We start from the raw sequence: 18,638 nt of genomic DNA on the forward strand, positions 1-18,638 counted from the left end.
CGGCCACAGCCCCACGCCACACCCCTACTCACCCGCCCCCCTAGTACTACGGTCCGGCTTCGCGGTCCTGAGCCGGGCCCGGCCGGGAACGGGTAAGGCCACCGCGTGATCATCGAGGGTTGTGCGGACTCCTGAAGATCGTGCGGTGGCCGCGGGCCATGGCGTCGCCCCTGCCCGCCGGCGGCCGGTGTCCGACCCGGTCATGGCCCGGATCGCGGGCCGGTCCGGGCGAGTGGAGCCCCGGGCGGCCGCCCGCGCCCACCTGCCCGGGCTGCTGCCGGGTGCCGGGCGGAAGAACTGCCGCCGGCCGACCGGACAGGCCGGCCGTGCCCGGCCCGGGCCGGTGCAGCACCTGCTGCGCTACGCCCGTCGGAACGCGGATGCCGCCCCGCGACGACGTCCGCACCTGTGCCATCGGACATCCGGGCAGCGACGGCGGTGCTCTCGTCGGCGAGACCGGCTTCCTGCAGAAGGGCCGGGCCTCGGCGGGGTGCAGCGGCAGTACACCGGCACCGCGGGACGCATCGAGAACAGCCGGGCAGGGGTGCTCCCCGCCTACGCCACCGACCGGGGACGGGCTCTGACCGGCCGTCGGCTCTGCCTTCCCGAGCATTCCCGGTGCTGTGATCCGCAGCGCCGCCGCGCTGCCGGGATACCCGACGAGGTGCAGTTGGCGGCCAAGCCCCGCCCCGCCACCGGGGAGATGACCGCCGCCGCGCTGGAAGCGGGCATCACCGCTTCCCGGGTGACCGGCGACGAAGCCTGCGGCCAGGACCCGCACCTGCGTGCCCGTCCGGAGGGCAGCAGCACCGGCCACGTCCTGGCCGTGGCCCGCTCCACCAGGGTCCGGATCAACCAGGGACGCACCCGGTGTCCGCGCGGACACCCCCGCCGGCCGCCCCGGCGTTCCTGGCCCGCCATCGCAGCCGGCGCGGCTCCCAACCGGCCCGCCGATCCGCACCACCCCACCCGCAGTCGCGAACCGATCGCGTCGACCGCCCCGGAAATCCGCCACCTGCTCACCGTCCTCCTGATCCCACCGGCTATGTCCGTGGCCAGGCCGCCGTACCGGTCCGCCTGGCGCAGACGCCACCAGGCAACAACCCGGCGCAGCCACTGCCGACGACGGTCCACCGGCGAACCCGCTGGACAGATCACGAACCCGCACCGGAGTACAACCACAACCCGACGGCACCCCGGGCCGACCGCAACCCGGGCCGACGGCAACCGGGGCCGACGGCACCCCGGGCGGACCGCACCCCGGGCGGGAGGGGGCGGGTGGCCGTCCGCGATCGTTAGGGGTTGTCGGCGGCCGGTGGCGCTGGGATCGTCTGGGCCTGGACCTGTGTGCGGCCGCGCGCCGGCGGCGGCGCAGACGGCGAACCTCGAAGGGGACCTCTCCCACTCGGGGGCGGACACCCACCGGTGTGAAGGGACGACAAACGCGATGGCGACGAACAGCGACGCGGCCGACCTGTGGGTGCGCCGCTTCCATCCCGCACCCCAGGCACCCGTCCGGCTGCTCTGCCTCCCGCACGCGGGAGGCTCCGCGAGCTACTTCTACCCCGTCTCACAGCGTCTCGCTCCGCGCGTCGAGACCCTGGCCGTGCAGTACCCCGGCAGGCAGGACCGCAGGAACGAACCGTGCCTGGAAACGGTACGGGACCTGGCCGACCGCATCGTCGACGTCATCGCCCCCTGGCAGGACAAACCGCTGGCACTGTTCGGACACAGCCTGGGCGCCTCGGTCGCCTTCGAAGTGGCTCTGCGCATGGAAGCACAGGGCATCGTGCCCGCCGCACTCATCCCGTCCGGGCGGCGGGCACCGAGCGCACACCGGGACGAACGAGTCCACCTGCGCGACGACGACGGCCTGCTGGAAGAAATCAGGCGTCTGGACGGCACCCAGTCCCAACTCCTCGAGGACGACGAGATCAAGCGCATGGTCATGCCCTCGATCCGCGCCGACTACAAAGCCGCCGAAACCTACCGCTACGAGCCCGGCCCGCCCCTGTCAACGCCCCTCCACGCCCTGACCGGAGACACCGACCCCAAAGCCAGCACCGACGAAGTACGCACATGGGCCGACCACACCACCGGACGGTTCGACATGACCGTCTACCCCGGCGGTCACTTCTACCTCAACACCCACGCCCCGGCAGTGACCGAGGAGATCGCCGCATGGCTGGTTCCCGCCACCACCGAACGCTGAGACCGCCCCGGCAACCCCACGGGACCAGCAGCACACCGCAAGACAGACGGACAACCACCCACACGAACCCACCCCAGCCCCGGCCCCTGACGCGGAGAGCCGGGTGGACCGACAGCCTCGGCGAGAACGAGGCGGCCCCCACAGCTCACACGCACGGGCAGGAACAACAGGCACGCGGCGCACACCCCGGCAGGTGCGGCGCAGACACCGTGTCCCGCCGCGACAGGCACCTGTAGTCGGTCGGCGGGTCGGCGGGCTGGCGGGCCGCGCAGAAACCTTCACGGCAGCAATCAACCCCGCCGCGGCACCGGCTCCCGGAAACACACCGCCCCGTGACCGGCAGGACAGGAATTACCTCGCCGACGGGACAGGAATTACTTCACAGCCACCGGCCACCGCACAGGGTTCCACCCGTATTTCCGGCCGGCCGGAAATACGGAAGTGCCGCCACGGCGACGTCATGCATTCCGCCCTCTCCATCCGCCCCGGACCGGACACGTAGCGGCTGAGCACGATCATCCGGAACACAGGGCCGCCCGGCCCCGGTCTACCTGGACGGCGCCCCGGGCCCTTTCAACGGCTCCCACCAGTCGCGCCGCTTCTTGTACCACTCGACGGTCTCCGCCAGTCCCTCGTCAAAAGAGACCTGCGGGCGATAACCGAGTTCCGTGGAAATCTTCGTGATATCGACCGAGTACCGGCGATCGTGACCCTTGCGGTCCGCCACACGCTCCACCATGGACCAATCCGCACCAGTCATACGCAGCAGCCGTTCCGTGAGTTCACGGTTCGCCAGCTCGGTACCACCACCGATGTTGTACACCCCGCCCGCCTCACCTTTTTCCGCCACCAGCGCGACGGCCCGGCAGTGGTCATCCACATGCAGCCAGTCCCGTACATGGCCGCCGTCCCCGTAGAGCGGCACCCTGCTCCCGTCCAGCAACCGCGTCACAAAAAGCGGAATCACTTTCTCGGGGTTCTGGTACGGCCCGTAGTTGTTGGAACACCGGGTGACACACACCGGCAGCCCGTGTGTGCGGTGGAACGCCCGTACCAGAAGATCGGAAGACGCCTTCGACGCCGAATAGGGGGAGTTCGGCTCCAGCGGCCGGTCCTCACTCCACGACCCCTCATCGATCGAGCCGTAGACCTCGTCCGTCGAGACATGGACGAACTTCTCGACCCCGGCACGCAGCGACACCTCCAGCAAAACCTGGGTACCGAGCACATTCGTCCGGATGAAATCCTCGGACCCGTTGATCGAGCGGTCCACATGTGACTCCGCGGCGAAATGCACAACCAGGTCCCCCTTCTGCAGCACCTCCGCCGCCAGTGCGCGGTCACCGATATCACCGTGCACGAAGTCCAGCCGCGGATCATCCGCGACCGGGGCCAGGTTCGCCCGGTTCCCGGCATAGGTGAGCTTGTCCAACACCACCACCTCGGGCACCACACCACCGGTGTACGCACCGGTCAGGGACTGCCGGACGAAGTGGGACCCGATGAACCCGGCACCGCCGGTCACAACGATACGCATGCCGCCCCCTCAGCGATCCGCACTCGCGATGGCCATGAGATAGGCACCGTAGTCCGAATTACCCAGCTGCCCGCCCAACGCGTAACAAGCAGCGGAATCAATGAACCCCATACGGAAAGCGATCTCTTCCAGACAAGCGATCCGTACGCCCTGACGCTCCTCCAGGACCTGTATGTACTGCCCGGCCTGGAGCAACGAATCATGCGTACCGGTGTCGAGCCACGCGAACCCCCGGCCCAGATCGACCAGCCTGGCCCTGCCCTGCCGGAGATACTCCTTATTGACATCCGTGATCTCCAGCTCACCACGCGCGGACGGCCTGACCGACCGTGCGATGTCCACCACCCCGTTGTCATAGAGATAAAGCCCGGTGATCGCCAGATTCGACCTCGGATCGGCCGGCTTCTCCACCAGCGACACCAGCCCGCCCCGGCCATCGACCTCCCCGACACCATAACGCTCCGGATCCTTCACCGCATAACCGAACAGCACACACCCGTCAACATCCCGGCACTGCTCACTCAACAGACCCGAAAGACCAGGACCATGAAAAATATTGTCACCCAGAATCAACGCGACCGTATCATCACCGATGAACTTCTCGCCGATAACGAAAGCCTCCGCGATACCATTGGCCTGCGACTGCTCAGCATACTCAATAGAAAGACCGAGCCGGCTCCCGTCACCCAGCAGCCCCCGGAACATACCGACATGCGACGGAGTCGATATCACCAGAACATCCCTGATACCACCGAGCATCAGAACCGACAACGGATAATAAATCATCGGCTTGTTGTAAACAGGAAGTAAATGCTTGGAAACCGTATGAGTCAGCGGATAAAGACGCGTCCCGCTCCCCCCCGCCAGAACAATACCCTTCATACCGGCCAACCCCCCGCAACCAACGAAGAACCCGGGACGGACCAGGCAGACCACCACCCAGCCCAGAACACGCCGAAAACACAAAAGAATACTAACGCCCAGCACAACACCACGTCCACCACAACAACAAAAACACCAGCAACCACAAACCACACCACACAACCCCAAAAACCCACCCCACCCAGCCTTCCCCAACGCAAACACACCCCACCACCGACACCACGCCAGAGCCACGGCACACAGCACCGCCCCGGACCCGGCAGCCCCCGGACAACAACCGCAGCCCCCACCCGAGGACACGACCACCCGCCACCCCGGCCACGGCACACACGAACCGGCCGGAAAGAACAACAGCGACAACCCCGCCGGCACACCCGCCCTCCAAAGACAGCCACAACTCGGGCTCAAGCCCCGGACCGACACCGCTCCCGCCGCCCCAGCCGGGAAGGGCGCGGCGTTCGAGCGGGGCATCACCGCGCTCACCCAGAACGCCACACGGGAGGGCCGGGTCGTCGTACCCCGAGCCCACGTTGAAGAGGCACCTCACGGACCGGTCCGGCTGGGCACCTGGATCAGCAGCGTGAGCATAGGCGGTGCCCTGCAGTTCCCAGCGGTAGCGGCGCAGGCTCGCGGCCGCGCCTCACCGCGCGCTGATCGCACCCCGCAGCGTCCAGCGGATCAGGTCATCCACACCGTGGCGTGCAACGAGCCCATCGCCGGTTGCGTGGAGGCCCGTGTAGACGATGCTCCACACCATGCGCTGGATCCACGGGGCCGGGACCGTGGCGTCGACTTCACCCTCCTGCTGCCCTCGCTCGATCTCCGCGAGGAGGATCTCGTCGACCGCGCTCGCGACCGAGGTGTCCGCGTCGGAAGGCGTTCCCTCCGCCGAGGCGAACAGGAACAGCACACGGTCACCGACGTGGACCATGGCGCTGACGATCCGGTCGATCACCTCCAGCACCGATCCGGTACCGGGAGCAGCTTCGACGATCGCCGCGTGCAGGGACGACCAGGAGTCACTGGTGAGTGCGGACCGGAGATGCTCACGGTCCGGGAAGTAGCGATGGATGGTCGCCCGGCCCACTCCGGCCGCGGCGGCGATACGGCTGAGGCTCACAGCGGGATCCCGAGCCCACTCCCCGGCCGCCGCATCGAGGATGGCACGGCGTGTGCGCTGCTTCTGCGGTGACAGTTCCATTGCCGGATCATAAGACACAGTGCCATTATGAGACTATGACGTCTCACAATGATCAGACACTGCCTCTCACCGTGGTGACCGGCGCGACCGGTATACTCGGCCGGCGCGTCGTCGACGGGCTACTGCGCCGCAACGGGCCCGTCCGGGCTGTCTCCCGGCGTCCCCGGCACAGCAATCTGCCTGCCCCCGTGGACGTGGTGGCCGGTGATCTCCACGAACCCTCAACGCTCGAGAGCGCCTTCACAGCGGCTACCGCTCTGGTGCTCATCGCGGTACCGGACACCGCCGTCGACGTCGTGGCCCGCGCGCGGGCAGCGGGCATCGAGCACATCGTGGTCGTGTCGTCCGCCGCCGTGACCGCGGGCTACGACACCACCTACAACCTGCCGGTCGAGCGTGCGGTGCAGGAGTCCGGGCTCGACTGGTCGATCGTCAGACCCGGCGAGTTCGCCACCAACGCCCTGCTCATCTGGGGGCCGTCCATCCGCTCCGGCCGACGGGTGGTGGAGCCGTACCCCGAACAGGCCGGCAACCCCATTCATGAGGAAGACATTGCCGACGTCATCGTCGCCGACCTTCTCGATCCGCGCCGCCGCGGACGCGTCGACACCATCATCGGTCCCGACACACTCACCAAACGCGAGCAGGTCGCCGCCATCGCCGCGGCTGTCGGAGACCCCATCACCCTCGACGAGGTGACGCCCGAGCAGGCGCGGAACTTCTACCACGAACAAGGCGGGTTCGCCGCCGACAACGCCGACTGGCTGTACGGCCTCACCAGCTACGACGGGGTGGAAGACGCCACCGACGAGCCCCTCGAGTCCACTCCCCCGCCCGACAGCGCCTACCGCTCGCTCACCGACGTCCTCGGCCGCCCGGGCCGCTCCTACGCGCAGTGGGCCCGCGACCACGCCTCCGACTTCAGCCGGACCGCCGGCTGAATCGCCCGACCCGGTCACGACTGAGCCGTCGTACGCCACCCGGCCCAGGGCCGGAGCCTCAGTCGGGATGCGCCTCCAGGTGAGCGACGACGCGGCTCGAAATCCTGGTGAGCGCGTCCAGCTCGTCCTTCGTCAAGGCGCCGATGAACAGTTGGCGGACGTGCTCGACGTGCAGGGGCGCTGCGCCTTCGATCGCCTGATATCCGGCCGGGGGTGTTTGCCCGAACCATCCAACTGATCCGTTCACCGAGGTGGCGGCACTGCCGCGGTTTCCGCCACGGCATCGTCGAGCCCCTCTCCCCTACGGTCGGCTCCCGCCCCGGGGCAGCCCCTCCTGTGCGGCAACGGCCTCGTCCAGGCTGTTCACTACGGTCACTCGGCCGCCTTCGCCTGGATCGGGGGCGGGCATGACCGAGTCCGGGTCGACCAAGTAGACCTCGTGGCCGTCTGGCGTCAGCCGACGCATGACTTCCAGAAGCATCCGCCGGGCCACGTCGTCGATCGAATGGACCCGCGTGAGATCCAGAGCCACCTCGGTCTCCGCGTACGAGGTGTCCACGGTTTCCCGGACGATCCTCTCGGCTCCGGCGAATCCGATGCCGCCTTGTAGCTGAAGTGCGCGCAGGGTATGCGGTCCGCTGCTGTTGACCTGGCTGGTTCGCAGAGTCGCACGCGCGGTGGCGGGGACCTCCATCACATGCAGACCCATGTCCGAGGAGAACCGTTCGAACAGTGACACCCCCCCGAACGCTGTTCCCGTGGCAGTCCGGTCTCGGTGAGAACGCGGCGATGCCGATCTGTCCGGGGAGCGCGCCGATCAGACCCCCGGCAACCCCGCTCCTCGCGGGGATGCCGACCTGGGTGCCCCAGTCGCCGGCCGCGTCATACATTCCGCAGCTGAACATGACGCTCAGCACCTGGCGCACCACCGGTTCCGGCACCACCTGCTCGCCCGAGAGAGGGTTCATCCCGCGGTTCGCCAACGTCGCCGCCATCATGGCCAGATCGCGTGTGCTGACCAGCACGGAACACTGGCGGGTATAGCCGACGACGGCCCGCGCGTGCTCGACGAGAATGCGGTGGCCGCGGAGCATGGCTGCGCATGCCCTTGTGGCAGGGCGAGCCGTCACGACTGCCGGTGACAGCCGTCATCGCCGCGAATGACAGATGTCAGAGGCCAAGAGACTGCGACGGGTTACCGGGGCGACCAACGGGGCGTGGAGACTCCGTCCCACCGGAAGGGGTCGTCCTCCAACGCGGCGCGGTCCCACTCTCCGAGCACCGCGGCGGCCTCGTAGGTGGTGTGCAGAAACTCGGAGACCGCGCGATCGGGGTCGGGTGCGGAGCGGACAGCTTCGTAGGGCAGCAGGAACTGCTTGAACTCGGAGCTGAAGAAGGCGCCTTCGGGAGCGACCGGGTAGCCGGCGAATCCTTCGGGTTCGGGGTAGGCGTACGCGTAGAAGGCTCCTTCCTCGCCGCCGCCGGGCCAGAATCCGCAGCTGGAGAGCTCCCGGGAGTAGCCCTCGACCATGACCCAGTCCCCGCAGTTGGGTGCGCCGCCGGGGTGCGGAGGAGCCACCCGCCCGGAGAAGCGGGTGCAGGCGAGATCCATCGCTCCCCAGAAGAAGTGCACCGGGCTGACTTTGCCCACGAAGTGCGACCGGAACTCCCCCATGACCCGGTTCGCCTGCAGCAGCTGTCGCCAGAACAGGGTCGCCGCCTCACCGTCGTAGGAGGCGTGATCGTGGTCCTCGGCGAAGGGGATGGCCGGTTCGACCTCGTTGGGACACGGGTGGATCGGGGCCTCGATCCCGAGCTCGTCGAGCGTGTGCAGGACCTGGGCGTAGAACTCGGCCACCGCCATGGGCCTGAGTGGGAAGCCGCGCACTCCGCCGTCGCTGCTGCGGACTTCGAGCCGGTGGCCGACGAAGTCGAATTCGATCTCGAACGCCCCGGAACGGTAGGGGATGGTCGACGTCGTCAGTCCGCGGGGGCTGACGTACAGCGTCACCTGCCACCAGTGGTTGACGAGCGGGGCGTGGGCCATCCGGATCTTGCCCACGATCTGGGTCCACATGTGCAGGGTGTCGCGGGTCGCGGTCCAGTCGGCGACCCTCAGGCTCGGCCAGTTCGTGGAAGCTGGTGCGGTCATCGCGTCTCACATCCTCGTCAGTGCCTTCAATGGGGTCAGCGGTGCTCGGGGTTGGCGTTGTCGGGACGGCAGCCGGCGTCCCAGGCCGAGCGCTGGTTGCCGTAGGCCGGAATGCCACCGGCGTCGCGGATCATCGACGCGAGGTGAAGGAGGTTGTACGTCATGAACGAGATGTTCCGGTTGGCGAATTCGTTCTCCGGCCCGCCGGATCCCTCGTCGAGGTAGGAAGGGCCCGGCCCGACCTCACCCAGCCAGCCGGCGTCGGCCTGGGGCGGGACGGCGAAGCCGATGTGCTGGAGGCTGTAGAGGATGCTCATGGCGCAGTGCTTGAGGCCGTCCTCGTTGCCGGTGATCAGGCAGCCGCCGACACGTCCGTAGTAGGCGTACTGGCCCTGCTCGTTGAGCACGCCGGAGTAGCCGTAGAGCCGCTCGATGACGCGTCGGGTCACCGAGCTGTTGTCCCCGAGCCAGATCGATCCGCCGATGACCAGGATGTCGGCGGCGAGGATCCGTCGAAGGAGCGCGGGCCACTCGTCGGTGTCCCAGCCGTGTTCGGTCATGTCCGGGCGGACACCGGTGGCGATGTCGTGGTCGACGGCGCGGATCTGGTCCACGCCGACTCCGTTCGCCTCCATGATGGCCACGCTGCGGTCGATCACACCCTGGGTGTGGCTACGCTCGGGAGACCGCTTCAGGGTGCAGTTGATGTACATCGCGCTCAGCCCGCTGAAGTCGGGCTTGTCGATCACGGGAGCATTCATCGCGGTGGTCCTTCCGGGTGTTCGGTGCCGTCGGCCCTGAGAGCCGACCCTTTCGTTCCGGCGCGGCAGGTCGTCGGCAGGTGGTGCGCGAGTACGGGCCTACTCTGCTTCCAGCGCTTCTGCACAGGAGAGACAAGCCTTCCGGAAGGTGGGCGTGGAGGCGACACGACGGTATGTCGGGGCGTTTCCTTGAATCGGCCGACGTCGTGGCCGGAGGTTCCCTGGAACCGGGCCGGCAAAACCCTGAGCCGACCCCGTTCACCCTTCACACCGAATCGGGTCTCGCTTCATGACTTTCGGGAAATCTGTCTTCCATACGTAGGCAGTGAGATGGTCGTCTTCGAATCGTCCCGATCGCATACTTGGCGAAGTGGCCCGGGCGAGCGGACGCGTTGTCAGGGCCGAGGCTGCGGCCCCGGCGAGGATCCGTTCCTTGGGCCCGGCCGTTTTGACGATCACGACGAGGCGCCGGTCCTCCCGAGCGTTGATGAGCGTGCGGCCGCGCGGGATCGGCCATGCTTTCCTCGCGCGTCGGCAGTGCGCCGATCCCGGCCTCGACTTCCCTGCTCATGGGGGATCCCTCTTCGCGGTAGTCAGCGCCCCACGGTTCGGCGCGGCCTGTACATGTCGCCGTACATTAGCACCAGAACTTGACGTGTCAACTAGAGACTTGCCCGCAGCGGCCCACCTGCAGAGAAGGAATTAGCTCCATGGGGCCGAGAAAGAGTCACGCGAGGGCGGCCTGAGCGGATTCGCCTGCCTGCCCGCCGGGCTGCGGCGACGTGATTTCCGACAGTCAGCCAACCGCCTCTTCCGGCTTGCCAAACCGTGAAGTCTTCGTATTATTGGGCCCATCGGCGAGTTGCGAGTTCAACCAACCTTCACGAACATCCTCGGAAGAGAAATCCAGTCTTTCCGCATGAGCGGAGGGATTCCAGCGGAGTTCCGGGCGGGCGTTCGAGGGTGGCGACTTCGTCATCGCGCATATTCGGGTCAGCGGCTGACACTCCGGCGGGGACGCGGCCCTCGTCGACATCTTCCGGTTCGAGAACGGCCCCTTCCGGAACGGCCGCGTCATCGAGTTCAGGGATGCCGCCCAGTCGTACCTGGAGGCCGGCGTGTCACAGCAGGCCGCTCGGCACCGGGCGAGTAGGGCATTTCACCAGCACGTTCATCCGTATCAGAAGGAGAGAAGACGATGGGGTACATCACCGTCGGCAGTGAGAACAGCACTCCGGTCGAGCTCTACTACGAAGACCAGGGTGCGGGTCAGCCAGTCGTGCTGATCCACGGGTATCCGTTGAACGGCCACAGTTGGGAGCGTCAGACGCGGGACCTGCTGGACGCCGGATACCGCGTCATCACCTATGACCGTCGCGGCTTCGGCCGATCGTCGAAGGCCGGCACGGGATACGACTACGACACGTTCTCCGCCGACCTCAACGTCCTCCTGGAGAACCTCGATCTCCGCGATGTCGTTCTCGTCGGCTTTTCGATGGGCACGGGCGAGCTTGCTCGCTACGTCGCACGGTACGGGCACGAGAGGGTCGCCAAGCTGGCGTTCCTCGCCGCGCTGGAGCCCTTCCTCGTCGCCCGTGACGACAACACCGAAGGGGTGCCGCAGGAGGTGTTCGACGGAATCGCAACAGCGGCGAAGGAAGACCGGTACGCCTGGTACACCCAGTTCTTCGCCAACTTCTACAACCTCGACGAGAACCTCGGCAGCCGGATCAGCCAGGAGGCCGTGACCGCGAGCTGGAACGTCGCAACGTCGAGCGCTCCCGTGGCGGCCTACGCGGTCGTTCCCTCCTGGATCGAGGACTTCCGCGCGGACGTCAAGGCGGTCCGCGACAGCGGGAAGCCTGCTCTCATCCTGCACGGAACGGCCGACCAGATCCTGCCCATCGACGCGACAGCCCGCCGCTTCCGCCGTGAGCTGCCCGAGGCGCAGTACGTGGAGATCGAGGGCGCCCCGCACGGACTGCTCTGGACGCATGCCGACGAGGTCAACGCGGCCCTTCGCGCCTTCCTCGGCTGAGGCCTGTCCGGCCCTTTCCGTCGCCGGTCCCAGGGGCGGCCGCTTCGGGATGCGCCACGACAAGCCTTTCGCGTTGCGCGTCCCCGTTCGACGTCGGCTGCCCGCGGGGCCTCGGCTCCCGCGGACTGCGGTTCAGGAGCTGGGGGGGATTACGGCGGGGCGTGAGCGTGGCGTTGGGCAGCTTCGGGGCGGGCAGCCGGTCTCCTGCGTACCCTTCCACCGCGCCGAAGCGTTCGGACCGCTCCTCCCAGTCCTGGCGGGCCCGCACGATGTCGTCGTGGCTGCGGCCGATGAAGTTCCACCACATGACGATCTCCTCCTCGAAGGGCGGCCCACCCAGCAGAACGGCTCGGGCCCGAGCGGGAGATGTGTTGCGGAGAGTCAACGAGCCGATGCCCGGACCGAGGAATCCGAGTTGGGCGGGGCTCAACGTCGTCCCGTTCAGCTCGATGTCTCCCTCGTCCACGAGAAGGCCGTGCTCGAACGTCGCGTCGACGTCGAGGGTGAGGGACGCGCCGGCCTCGAGAATCAGCTCCGCGCCGAGCAGCGGCGTAAAGGTGTGCACCGGCGAGACCGCTTCCTGCAGGGAGCCGAGGAACACCCTGATCTCGGCGCCGTCCATGCGGATCGGCGATGGTACGTATCGCTGGAAGTCCCTTTCCGCCTCGCGGTGTTCGTCCGGCAGCGCCACCCACAGCTGCACGCCGTGCAGGACGGTCGTGCGAACGGTGGAGACCTCGGAGTGGCAGATGCCGCGGCCCCCCGTCATCAGATTGAGCTCGCCGGGGCGCACGTAGGCATGGCTGCCGAGACTGTCCCGGTGCTCCACCTCGCCGTCGAACAGCCAGGTGACCGTCTGGAGGCCGGTGTGGGGATGCGGCGGTAGATCCATCCCGCCGCGCCGGGCGACGTCGTCGGGTCCGTAGTGATCGACGAAGCACCAGGCGCCCACGAAACTGCGGGCCCGTTGGGGAAGGGTGCGGCGCACGCTCATGGACCGGGGTCCACCCAGGGGGACATCACGCGGCGTCAGGATCTCGACGCGACGGACGGCGGACTCAGCCGCTTCCGGTCCGATTGGGCGGCTCATGCTGACGGGATCGCGTTCGATGTTGCTCATGCGTTACTCTCCACACGTGTAGTTGATACTTCAACTTTATCTCGATCGCAGGGAGCTTCCAGTGACCATCACCTCGGCATCGAGCCGCGACAAGAAGATATTCATCGACAAGTTCGACCCCGAAGCCTTCCGCGCTCTCGCACGGACCGCACAGGCCGCCGGGGCGGCGGCCGCCCGTGCCGGCCTGCCGGTCACGCTGGTGGAACTGGTCAATCTCCGCGTCTCCCAGATCAACGGGTGTGCCTACTGCCTGCGCGCCCACACGCGGGCGGCGCTCGAAGCCGGGGAGAACCCGCAGCGCCTCGGGCTGCTGGCGGCCTGGCGCGAGACGGAGGTCTTCACCCCCTCGGAGCGCGCCGCACTGGCCCTGGCCGAGGCGACGACCAGCCTGAACGGATCCGCGCGGGGCGGGGCGGCCGTCGCGGCACGCGACGCTCTCACCGACGAGCAGATCTCGGCCGTACTCTGGGTCGCCATCAGCATCAACGCGTTCAACCGTGTGTCGATCATGAGTGGGCATCCGGTGAAGGAGGCCTGACACCGGCGCGGTCGGCGGAGAAGCCTCGGCCTTCTCTGCGCCCCGCCCGACGCCTCCCGGCGACGCCCGTCGCCCACGGCATACGCACGGTACACATCACCCCTCCTCCGCGCTTGTCGGCGGCCCGGTCGCCGACGGCTTCCACGACCGGGCCGATCCGGCCTCGGCCACATCCCCCTCCGGCACGACGGCGCCCGGGCCACCATGAAGTAGATGCGTCAACTATATTAGCCGCCGATCGTCACGAGACAGGTGTGCAAATCGAAGGGAGCAGTCCGGCGATACGGAATCAGACCGTGGCCCAGCAGATGGTGGACGTCCTGCGCCAGGCAGGAGCGGAGCGGATCTACGGCGTGGTGGGCGATAGCCTCAATTCGGTGGTCGACGCGGTACGCCGCACGGACGGCATCGAGTGGGTCCATGTACGGAACGAGGAGGCGGCCGCGTTCGCCGCGGCGGCGGAGGCACAGCTGACCGGCAGGCTCGCTGTGCGCCGGAAGCTGCGGCCCGGGAAACACGCACCTGATCCAGGGGCTGTACGACGCACACCGTTCGGGCGCGCCCGTCCTCGCCATCGCCTGGCACATCCCGTCCCACCAGATCGGCGCCGGCCGAAGCCCTGATCGTGGCCGGAGAGGTCGGCGGCGACACCGGGGGCCTCGTCCTCAAGGCCGCGAAGGAAGCGTTCACCGAGGCGGCCATGGTGACCGGTATCGCCGGCGCCGGGATGATGGTCGTCGCCGCGATCTGGGCGTTGGTGACGCTGCGGGGCGTGTCCGCGAACCTGGATCTCGCCGAGGAGCACGAGCGCCGGCTCCACTGATTCGGGATCAGGCGGGAGCGGGGCACGTCCGCCGGCGGAGGCGCCCCGCTCCCGCCCCCTCCGGCGTCCGGCGCGTCAGAGACCGAACCGCGCGTGCTGCGTCTCCGGCACCAGGTCGGTGTACTCCGGGTGCTTGCGGAGCCAGCCACGGATGAAGGGACAGAAGGGGAGCACCTTGAGCTCCTGCTTCCTGGCCTCGTCGAGAACCGAGCGGGCCAGCGCACCCCCGAGGCCTCGGCCGCCGAACCGCGGGTCGATCTCCGTATGGAGGAAGGCGATCTCGTCCCGGAATCGGTGATACTCGACGAATCCGGCCCGCTCACCGCCGTCGGAGATCTCGTACCGCGATTCGTCGGGGTTGTCCGTCACGTGGCTTTCCATGGTTCCCTCCTCGGGATGACTGCCGCACCGCCGCCCTCCTGAAGGGTGGCGGCTTGCCGGGGAGGCCCGCCATCCATGCAGTTGATGCATCAACTTATCTTTGCGGCGGGCGCCCCGCGCCCTCGCAGCCGACTTCCCAGCCGCTTCCTCAGTCGCTGACCCTGCTTCGGGACTGGTACAGCAGGTCCTCATAGTCGGGGTGCCGGGCGATCCAGCCCGCGAAGAAGGGGCAGGTGGCCAGCACCCGCAGGTTCGCCGTGCGAGCGTCGTCGAGGGCGGCTCGGGCCAGCGCGGACCCGACCCCCCTGCCCTCGTACGCCGGCTCGACCTCGGTGTGCACGAACGCGACGAGCTCCGCCGTACGGATGTACTGCGCGATGCCCGCCGGCTTGGACTCCCCGTCGACGTACGCCTCATAGCGGTTCGCCCCGGGCGCGTCCCTCACTTCGACCGCCATGTTTCCTCCCAGAAGCCTGCTCACGACCGGTTCGACGGATACCCGTCAACCGTGACCTCACCTTAACCAAGGAAGGTTGATCCATCAACATAAGATCGGGCCAGGCTGTCGCTCTTGCGGCATGTCCCACCTGCGTCACAGGATTCGCATGACACCCCTTCCGCCATCAGCTCATTCTGCGCCGTACCGTCCAGCGCCGGATCCAGGGCCTCATTGGAACGCTCCGACGCCGCGACCCGTATTCAGCTCGCCCGGCACGCGGCACGCCGTGGATGGCTGCAGACAGCACCCGGGCCGTGTTCGCGCCGTCGGAGCGCGGTCGCGTCAGTCGTCGGGGAGCCAGCCGCGCTCGCGCAGCGCCGCCACGAAGCGGCCGTGAGACTCCTCCAGGGCAGGGCGTTCCCGTGGCACGGGCTCGACGAGCGCCCCCGTGCGCACCATCGCGGCGGCGCTCGCCGTGAGGTTCTCGTGGAGCGTGCCGGCCGCGGCGAGCAGTGCGGCGCCGAACGCCGTCTCCGCGCGCTCGACGACCCGGACCGGACGGCCCAGAACGGTGGCCCGGATCGCCGTCCACACGGCGCTGCGGATGCCCCCGCCGGCCGCGTGCAGGGGGCCGAGCACCGGGATGCCCAGACGCTCGACCCGTTCCAGGGCCAGGCGTTCGAGGAAGGCGACTCCCTCGAGTGCGGCGCGGTGGGCGTCCGTCTCGTCGCAGGGGCGGCCCAGTGCGAAGCCGCGTGCCGCGCCGGAGACGAAGGGGAACCGTTCGCCGTCGCGGCGCAACGGGTAGCGCACGTACGACGCGGGACCCCGGGCCGACGCGGCTGCGTCCAGCGCGGGCAGGCGGGCCGGGGTGACGTCGGCCAGGCACTCCCCTCCCGTGTTCGACGCCCCGCCGGGGAGCCACCAGCCGTCGGGGTGGCGGTGGCTGTAGAACGCCCCGGTCGCATCGCGCACCAAGTGCTCGGACACCCCCTTGAGGACGTACGTCGTACCGATGACGCCCACGAACCGGCCCGGCTCGACCGCCCCGGTGGCGATCTGGCCGGCACAGCCGTCCGTCATCCCGAGGCGTACGGAGCACCCTTCGGGCAGGCCCGTGGCCTCGGCCGCCTCCGGGCCGACGACCCCGGCCTCGGTCCCGGGCGCGCCTACGGAGGGGAGCAGGGCGAGCGGGAGGCCGAGGGCGTCGAAGACCTCGTGCGCCCACTCCCCCGCACGGGCGTCGTAGCCGGACTTGAGCGCGTGGCTCCAGTCCGTGGGCACAGGGTGGCCCGTCAGCTCGCGGCCGATGACCTCGGGGGTGTGCAGGACCTGGTGCAGGGCGGAGCCGTACGTTCGCAGGCACCACACGGCCCTGCCGAGCGCGGCGGTGGGGCCCACCGAGAGCCCGAGCCCGTCCCACCGGGCGCTGCCCGCCCGTTGGGCCTCGGCGTTGACGTCGGCGGCACGCCGGTCGTCGTACATCAGCGCCGGGCCGAGCGGTTCGCCATCGGTCCCGGTGGGCACGATGGTGCCGGATGTGGCGGACACGGCCACCGCGATCACCTCGCGTCCGCCCCGGGGCAGCGCGGCCGTGGCGCGGCGCAGGGCCGACCGTACGGCGGGCCACCACGACCGGGCGTCCTGCTCGCTCGTTCCCGCGGCGGTCCGCACGGCGGGCGGGAGATCCGCCCGTGCCCCGGCGAGTGTCCGCCCCTGTCCGTCCACGCACAGCACGCGGACGGACGCGGTCGCCACATCGATACCGATCACGGCCGGAGAGGGGGGTGCGGAGCGAGGGGATTCACTGTTCATGCGGAGAGCGTCCTTCCCCGTGGGCCTCACGTGTCCACGCCGGTCCACCGGTCGGAGAGGGCCGTCCATCGCCGTGATGGCCCGTATGTGAAGTCAACATCTGTTCCATCGTGGTGGGAGGAGCGGGCTCATGATGCGACGGTCGCCACCGTGACCCGGGTCCGTTCGCGGAGTTTCCCCAGCAGTTCGGCATCCGCTCCGTCGTCCACCACGAGATGGTCCAGATCGCCGACGGGACCCACCCGGTGCAGCGCGGTCCGGGCGAGTTTGGTGTGGTCCATGAGCATCACCTTCGTCGCCGCCGACGTGAGCATGGCCCGCTTGACCAGCACCACGTCCTGCTCCTGGTGGTAGGCCGTCCTGGCGTCGAGGGCCGACGTGGAGACCGCGACGAGGTCGACGGAGAGCGCCTCCACCGCCTCGACGCAGGGCATGCCGAGGAAGGAGTCATGGGTGCGTGAGTACTCGCCGCCCAGGGCGATCAGGCGGATGCCCTCGCATCCGGCGAAGACGTCCAGCACCCGGCGGGCGTTGGTGACCACGGTGAGCGGGGCGAGGTCGACCAGCAGACCCGCCATGACGAGCACGGTGGTGGAGTCGTCGAGCATCACCGACATGCCGGGCTCCACCAGTGCGGCGGCGGCCCGCGCGACGGCCTTCTTCTCCGCCGTGTTCACGCCGAGCCGGTAGTCGAGGCTCGATTCGAACACCGTGGAGGGCAGGGCGGACGCGCCGCCGCGGAAGCGTCGCAGCACCCCTTGCCGCGCCAGGTCGTCGAGGTCCCGGTGGACGGTCATCAGGCTCACGCCCGTGAGCCGGGCGAGGGCGGCACCCGTGGCCGTGCCCTGCTCCACCACATGGTCGGCGATGAGCCGTCGGCGCTCTTCGGCGGATCTCTTGGTCATGGGGGTCAGTCTCCCGCAGGGCTCGGACCGGGCGCGGGGGCGGGTGGCGGGGCTGTGGGGACGTTGAGCGATCGCAGCGCCGTTTCCGCGCCGCGGATCTCGATCTCCGTGACAGCCCCGTTGTCCAGCCGGGGGAAGATGCGCCGGTAACGCCCGAGCGGCAGTCCGAGGAGTTCGCACAGCGCGATGCGCAGCAGGGTGTTGTGGGCGACGACGAGCACCCTGCCCCCAGGGTGGCGGTCCGCCAGCTCGCGCAGGGACGCCGTCGCCCGCGCCGCCGCACGGGCGACGGGTTCGGAGCCGGGAAAGGCACCGGATTCGGCGTCCTCGCGGAACCGACGTACGGCTTCGGGGTCCTCCTCGGCCATCTCCTCGATGGTTCGGCCCTCACCCCATCCGAAGTCCACTTCCCGCAGCCCCTCCTGGACCTCCACCGCAAGGCCCAGCCCGACCGCCGCGGGACTCGCCGTGAGGCGGGCGCGGCTGAGGGGGGAGCAGGCGACCGCGTCCACGCCGCTGCGCGTGGCCCAGGCTCCGAGGCCGGTCGCCTGGGCCACGCCCCGGGGTGTCAGGGCGACGTCGGTGACGCCGGCGTACCGGTTCTCCGCGTGCCACTCGGTCTCGCCGTGCCGTACGAGCAGGAGGCGAGTGGTCATGGAGACCGCCCTTTCCGGGTCGGGGCCGCTGGGTCGGGGCCGAGTCGAGGCGAAGCGCACCGGGTTGCCGGGTTGTCGTGGCCCGTGTCGGCCGGGTGCATTGCCGGTTCACGCAGGCGCTGTTAAATTTAACAGAAATTCCACAGCCGGGAACCGGCCCTTCACGGCTCGGATCAGGTTCGGATCAGGTTCGGATCAGACGTGAATCAAGGCTCCGACCTGCTCGGCATCCACCCC

General features: G+C 68.8%; 16 protein-coding genes and 4 pseudogenes. 7 read left to right on the forward strand and 13 right to left on the reverse strand.

Features of this window, described 5'->3' with window-relative positions; genetic code table 11:
- Nucleotides 1-202 precede the first annotated feature (202 nt).
- Both IE140_RS36675 and IE140_RS36180 read left to right on the forward strand, forming a co-directional pair.
- Nucleotides 203-913: pseudogene (locus IE140_RS36675) on the forward strand (transposase); the annotation flags it as partial.
- A gap of 534 nt (nucleotides 914-1,447) precedes the next feature.
- The gene (locus IE140_RS36180; RefSeq protein ID WP_093435755.1) at nucleotides 1,448-2,212 is read left to right on the forward strand and encodes a thioesterase II family protein; all 765 of its coding nucleotides are present in this window, start codon (nucleotides 1,448-1,450) and stop codon (nucleotides 2,210-2,212) included.
- A 547-nt stretch (nucleotides 2,213-2,759) separates the two neighbouring features.
- On the opposite strand, the gene rfbB is transcribed toward IE140_RS36180, so the two are convergent.
- The 3 genes from rfbB to IE140_RS25460 all read right to left on the reverse strand — a co-directional run bounded on the left by rfbB (nucleotide 2,760) and on the right by IE140_RS25460 (nucleotide 5,832).
- A complete protein-coding gene (gene rfbB, locus IE140_RS25450) occupies nucleotides 2,760-3,749 on the reverse strand; it encodes a dTDP-glucose 4,6-dehydratase (RefSeq protein ID WP_150193618.1) in 990 nt (329 codons plus the stop codon).
- Nucleotides 3,750-3,758: 9 nt separating this feature from the next.
- Nucleotides 3,759-4,631, reverse strand: a complete 873-nt coding sequence (gene rfbA, locus IE140_RS25455) for a glucose-1-phosphate thymidylyltransferase RfbA (RefSeq protein WP_150193619.1) — start codon at nucleotides 4,629-4,631, stop codon at nucleotides 3,759-3,761.
- A gap of 640 nt (nucleotides 4,632-5,271) precedes the next feature.
- Nucleotides 5,272-5,832, reverse strand: a complete 561-nt coding sequence (locus IE140_RS25460; RefSeq protein ID WP_093435763.1) for a TetR/AcrR family transcriptional regulator — start codon at nucleotides 5,830-5,832, stop codon at nucleotides 5,272-5,274.
- 35 nt (nucleotides 5,833-5,867) lie between these two features.
- Between IE140_RS25460 and IE140_RS25465 the strand changes: the two genes are divergently transcribed.
- Nucleotides 5,868-6,773: an SDR family oxidoreductase gene (locus tag IE140_RS25465; protein ID WP_150193620.1), complete on the forward strand. Its 906-nt coding sequence runs from the start codon at nucleotides 5,868-5,870 to the stop codon at nucleotides 6,771-6,773.
- Between the two features lie 58 nt (nucleotides 6,774-6,831).
- On the opposite strand, the gene IE140_RS25470 is transcribed toward IE140_RS25465, so the two are convergent.
- From IE140_RS25470 to IE140_RS25485, 4 genes and pseudogenes are all read right to left on the reverse strand, one after another.
- A complete protein-coding gene (locus tag IE140_RS25470; RefSeq protein ID WP_373296194.1) occupies nucleotides 6,832-7,020 on the reverse strand; it encodes a hypothetical protein in 189 nt (62 codons plus the stop codon).
- A gap of 54 nt (nucleotides 7,021-7,074) precedes the next feature.
- Nucleotides 7,075-7,879 (reverse strand): annotated as a pseudogene (locus IE140_RS36540) (glutaminase); the annotation flags it as partial.
- An 89-nt stretch (nucleotides 7,880-7,968) separates the two neighbouring features.
- A complete protein-coding gene (locus IE140_RS25480) occupies nucleotides 7,969-8,925 on the reverse strand; it encodes a DUF5996 family protein (RefSeq protein WP_150193621.1) in 957 nt (318 codons plus the stop codon).
- Between the two features lie 35 nt (nucleotides 8,926-8,960).
- Complete coding sequence (locus IE140_RS25485) at nucleotides 8,961-9,686, reverse strand: flavodoxin family protein (RefSeq protein ID WP_150193622.1); 726 nt, start codon at nucleotides 9,684-9,686, stop codon at nucleotides 8,961-8,963.
- 1,198 nt (nucleotides 9,687-10,884) lie between these two features.
- Here IE140_RS25485 and IE140_RS25490 point away from each other — a divergent pair.
- Nucleotides 10,885-11,724, forward strand: a complete 840-nt coding sequence (locus IE140_RS25490) for an alpha/beta fold hydrolase (protein WP_150193623.1) — start codon at nucleotides 10,885-10,887, stop codon at nucleotides 11,722-11,724.
- 145 nt (nucleotides 11,725-11,869) lie between these two features.
- Here IE140_RS25490 and IE140_RS25495 read toward each other — a convergent pair.
- Nucleotides 11,870-12,844: pseudogene (locus IE140_RS25495) on the reverse strand (pirin family protein); the annotation flags it as partial.
- Nucleotides 12,845-12,905: 61 nt separating this feature from the next.
- Between IE140_RS25495 and IE140_RS25500 the strand changes: the two are divergent.
- The 3 genes and pseudogenes from IE140_RS25500 (at nucleotide 12,906) to IE140_RS25510 (ending at nucleotide 14,205) form a co-directional block, all read left to right on the forward strand.
- Nucleotides 12,906-13,382, forward strand: coding sequence for a carboxymuconolactone decarboxylase family protein (locus IE140_RS25500; RefSeq protein WP_150193624.1), 477 nt, complete (start codon nucleotides 12,906-12,908; stop codon nucleotides 13,380-13,382).
- Between the two features lie 281 nt (nucleotides 13,383-13,663).
- Nucleotides 13,664-13,994: pseudogene (locus IE140_RS25505) on the forward strand (thiamine pyrophosphate-binding protein); the annotation flags it as partial.
- 13 nt (nucleotides 13,995-14,007) lie between these two features.
- On the forward strand, nucleotides 14,008-14,205 hold the full coding sequence (locus tag IE140_RS25510) for a hypothetical protein (RefSeq protein WP_167533448.1): 198 nt from the start codon (nucleotides 14,008-14,010) through the stop codon (nucleotides 14,203-14,205).
- A gap of 75 nt (nucleotides 14,206-14,280) precedes the next feature.
- Here IE140_RS25510 and IE140_RS25515 read toward each other — a convergent pair whose 3' ends face one another.
- The 5 genes from IE140_RS25515 to IE140_RS25535 all read right to left on the reverse strand — a co-directional run bounded on the left by IE140_RS25515 (nucleotide 14,281) and on the right by IE140_RS25535 (nucleotide 18,401).
- Entirely contained in the window at nucleotides 14,281-14,586 is a 306-nt protein-coding gene (locus IE140_RS25515; RefSeq protein ID WP_150193625.1) for a GNAT family N-acetyltransferase, read from the reverse strand.
- Nucleotides 14,587-14,734: 148 nt separating this feature from the next.
- Nucleotides 14,735-15,043, reverse strand: coding sequence for a GNAT family N-acetyltransferase (locus IE140_RS25520; protein WP_150193626.1), 309 nt, complete (start codon nucleotides 15,041-15,043; stop codon nucleotides 14,735-14,737).
- A 324-nt stretch (nucleotides 15,044-15,367) separates the two neighbouring features.
- On the reverse strand, nucleotides 15,368-16,840 hold the full coding sequence (locus IE140_RS25525) for an FGGY-family carbohydrate kinase (protein WP_150193627.1): 1,473 nt from the start codon (nucleotides 16,838-16,840) through the stop codon (nucleotides 15,368-15,370).
- A 128-nt stretch (nucleotides 16,841-16,968) separates the two neighbouring features.
- Nucleotides 16,969-17,745: a DeoR/GlpR family DNA-binding transcription regulator gene (locus tag IE140_RS25530; protein WP_093435786.1), complete on the reverse strand. Its 777-nt coding sequence runs from the start codon at nucleotides 17,743-17,745 to the stop codon at nucleotides 16,969-16,971.
- A gap of 5 nt (nucleotides 17,746-17,750) precedes the next feature.
- Nucleotides 17,751-18,401, reverse strand: coding sequence for a histidine phosphatase family protein (locus IE140_RS25535; protein WP_189460732.1), 651 nt, complete (start codon nucleotides 18,399-18,401; stop codon nucleotides 17,751-17,753).
- Nucleotides 18,402-18,638: the final 237 nt, after the last annotated feature.

The sequence above is a fragment of the Streptomyces parvus genome (genome assembly GCF_014648875.1).
GTDB lineage: Bacteria > Actinomycetota > Actinomycetes > Streptomycetales > Streptomycetaceae > Streptomyces > Streptomyces parvus.

Coding starts and splice junctions, on each gene's coding strand:
- IE140_RS36180 (WP_093435755.1), top strand. CDS start 1,448: ATGGCGACGAACAGCGACGCGGCCGACCTGTGGGTGCGCCGCTTCCAT.
- rfbB (WP_150193618.1), bottom strand. CDS start 3,749: ATGCGTATCGTTGTGACCGGCGGTGCCGGGTTCATCGGGTCCCACTTC.
- rfbA (WP_150193619.1), bottom strand. CDS start 4,631: ATGAAGGGTATTGTTCTGGCGGGGGGGAGCGGGACGCGTCTTTATCCG.
- IE140_RS25460 (WP_093435763.1), bottom strand. CDS start 5,832: ATGGAACTGTCACCGCAGAAGCAGCGCACACGCCGTGCCATCCTCGAT.
- IE140_RS25465 (WP_150193620.1), top strand. CDS start 5,868: ATGACGTCTCACAATGATCAGACACTGCCTCTCACCGTGGTGACCGGC.
- IE140_RS25480 (WP_150193621.1), bottom strand. CDS start 8,925: ATGACCGCACCAGCTTCCACGAACTGGCCGAGCCTGAGGGTCGCCGAC.
- IE140_RS25485 (WP_150193622.1), bottom strand. CDS start 9,686: ATGAATGCTCCCGTGATCGACAAGCCCGACTTCAGCGGGCTGAGCGCG.
- IE140_RS25490 (WP_150193623.1), top strand. CDS start 10,885: ATGGGGTACATCACCGTCGGCAGTGAGAACAGCACTCCGGTCGAGCTC.
- IE140_RS25515 (WP_150193625.1), bottom strand. CDS start 14,586: ATGGAAAGCCACGTGACGGACAACCCCGACGAATCGCGGTACGAGATC.
- IE140_RS25520 (WP_150193626.1), bottom strand. CDS start 15,043: ATGGCGGTCGAAGTGAGGGACGCGCCCGGGGCGAACCGCTATGAGGCG.
- IE140_RS25525 (WP_150193627.1), bottom strand. CDS start 16,840: ATGAACAGTGAATCCCCTCGCTCCGCACCCCCCTCTCCGGCCGTGATC.
- IE140_RS25530 (WP_093435786.1), bottom strand. CDS start 17,745: ATGACCAAGAGATCCGCCGAAGAGCGCCGACGGCTCATCGCCGACCAT.
- IE140_RS25535 (WP_189460732.1), bottom strand. CDS start 18,401: ATGACCACTCGCCTCCTGCTCGTACGGCACGGCGAGACCGAGTGGCAC.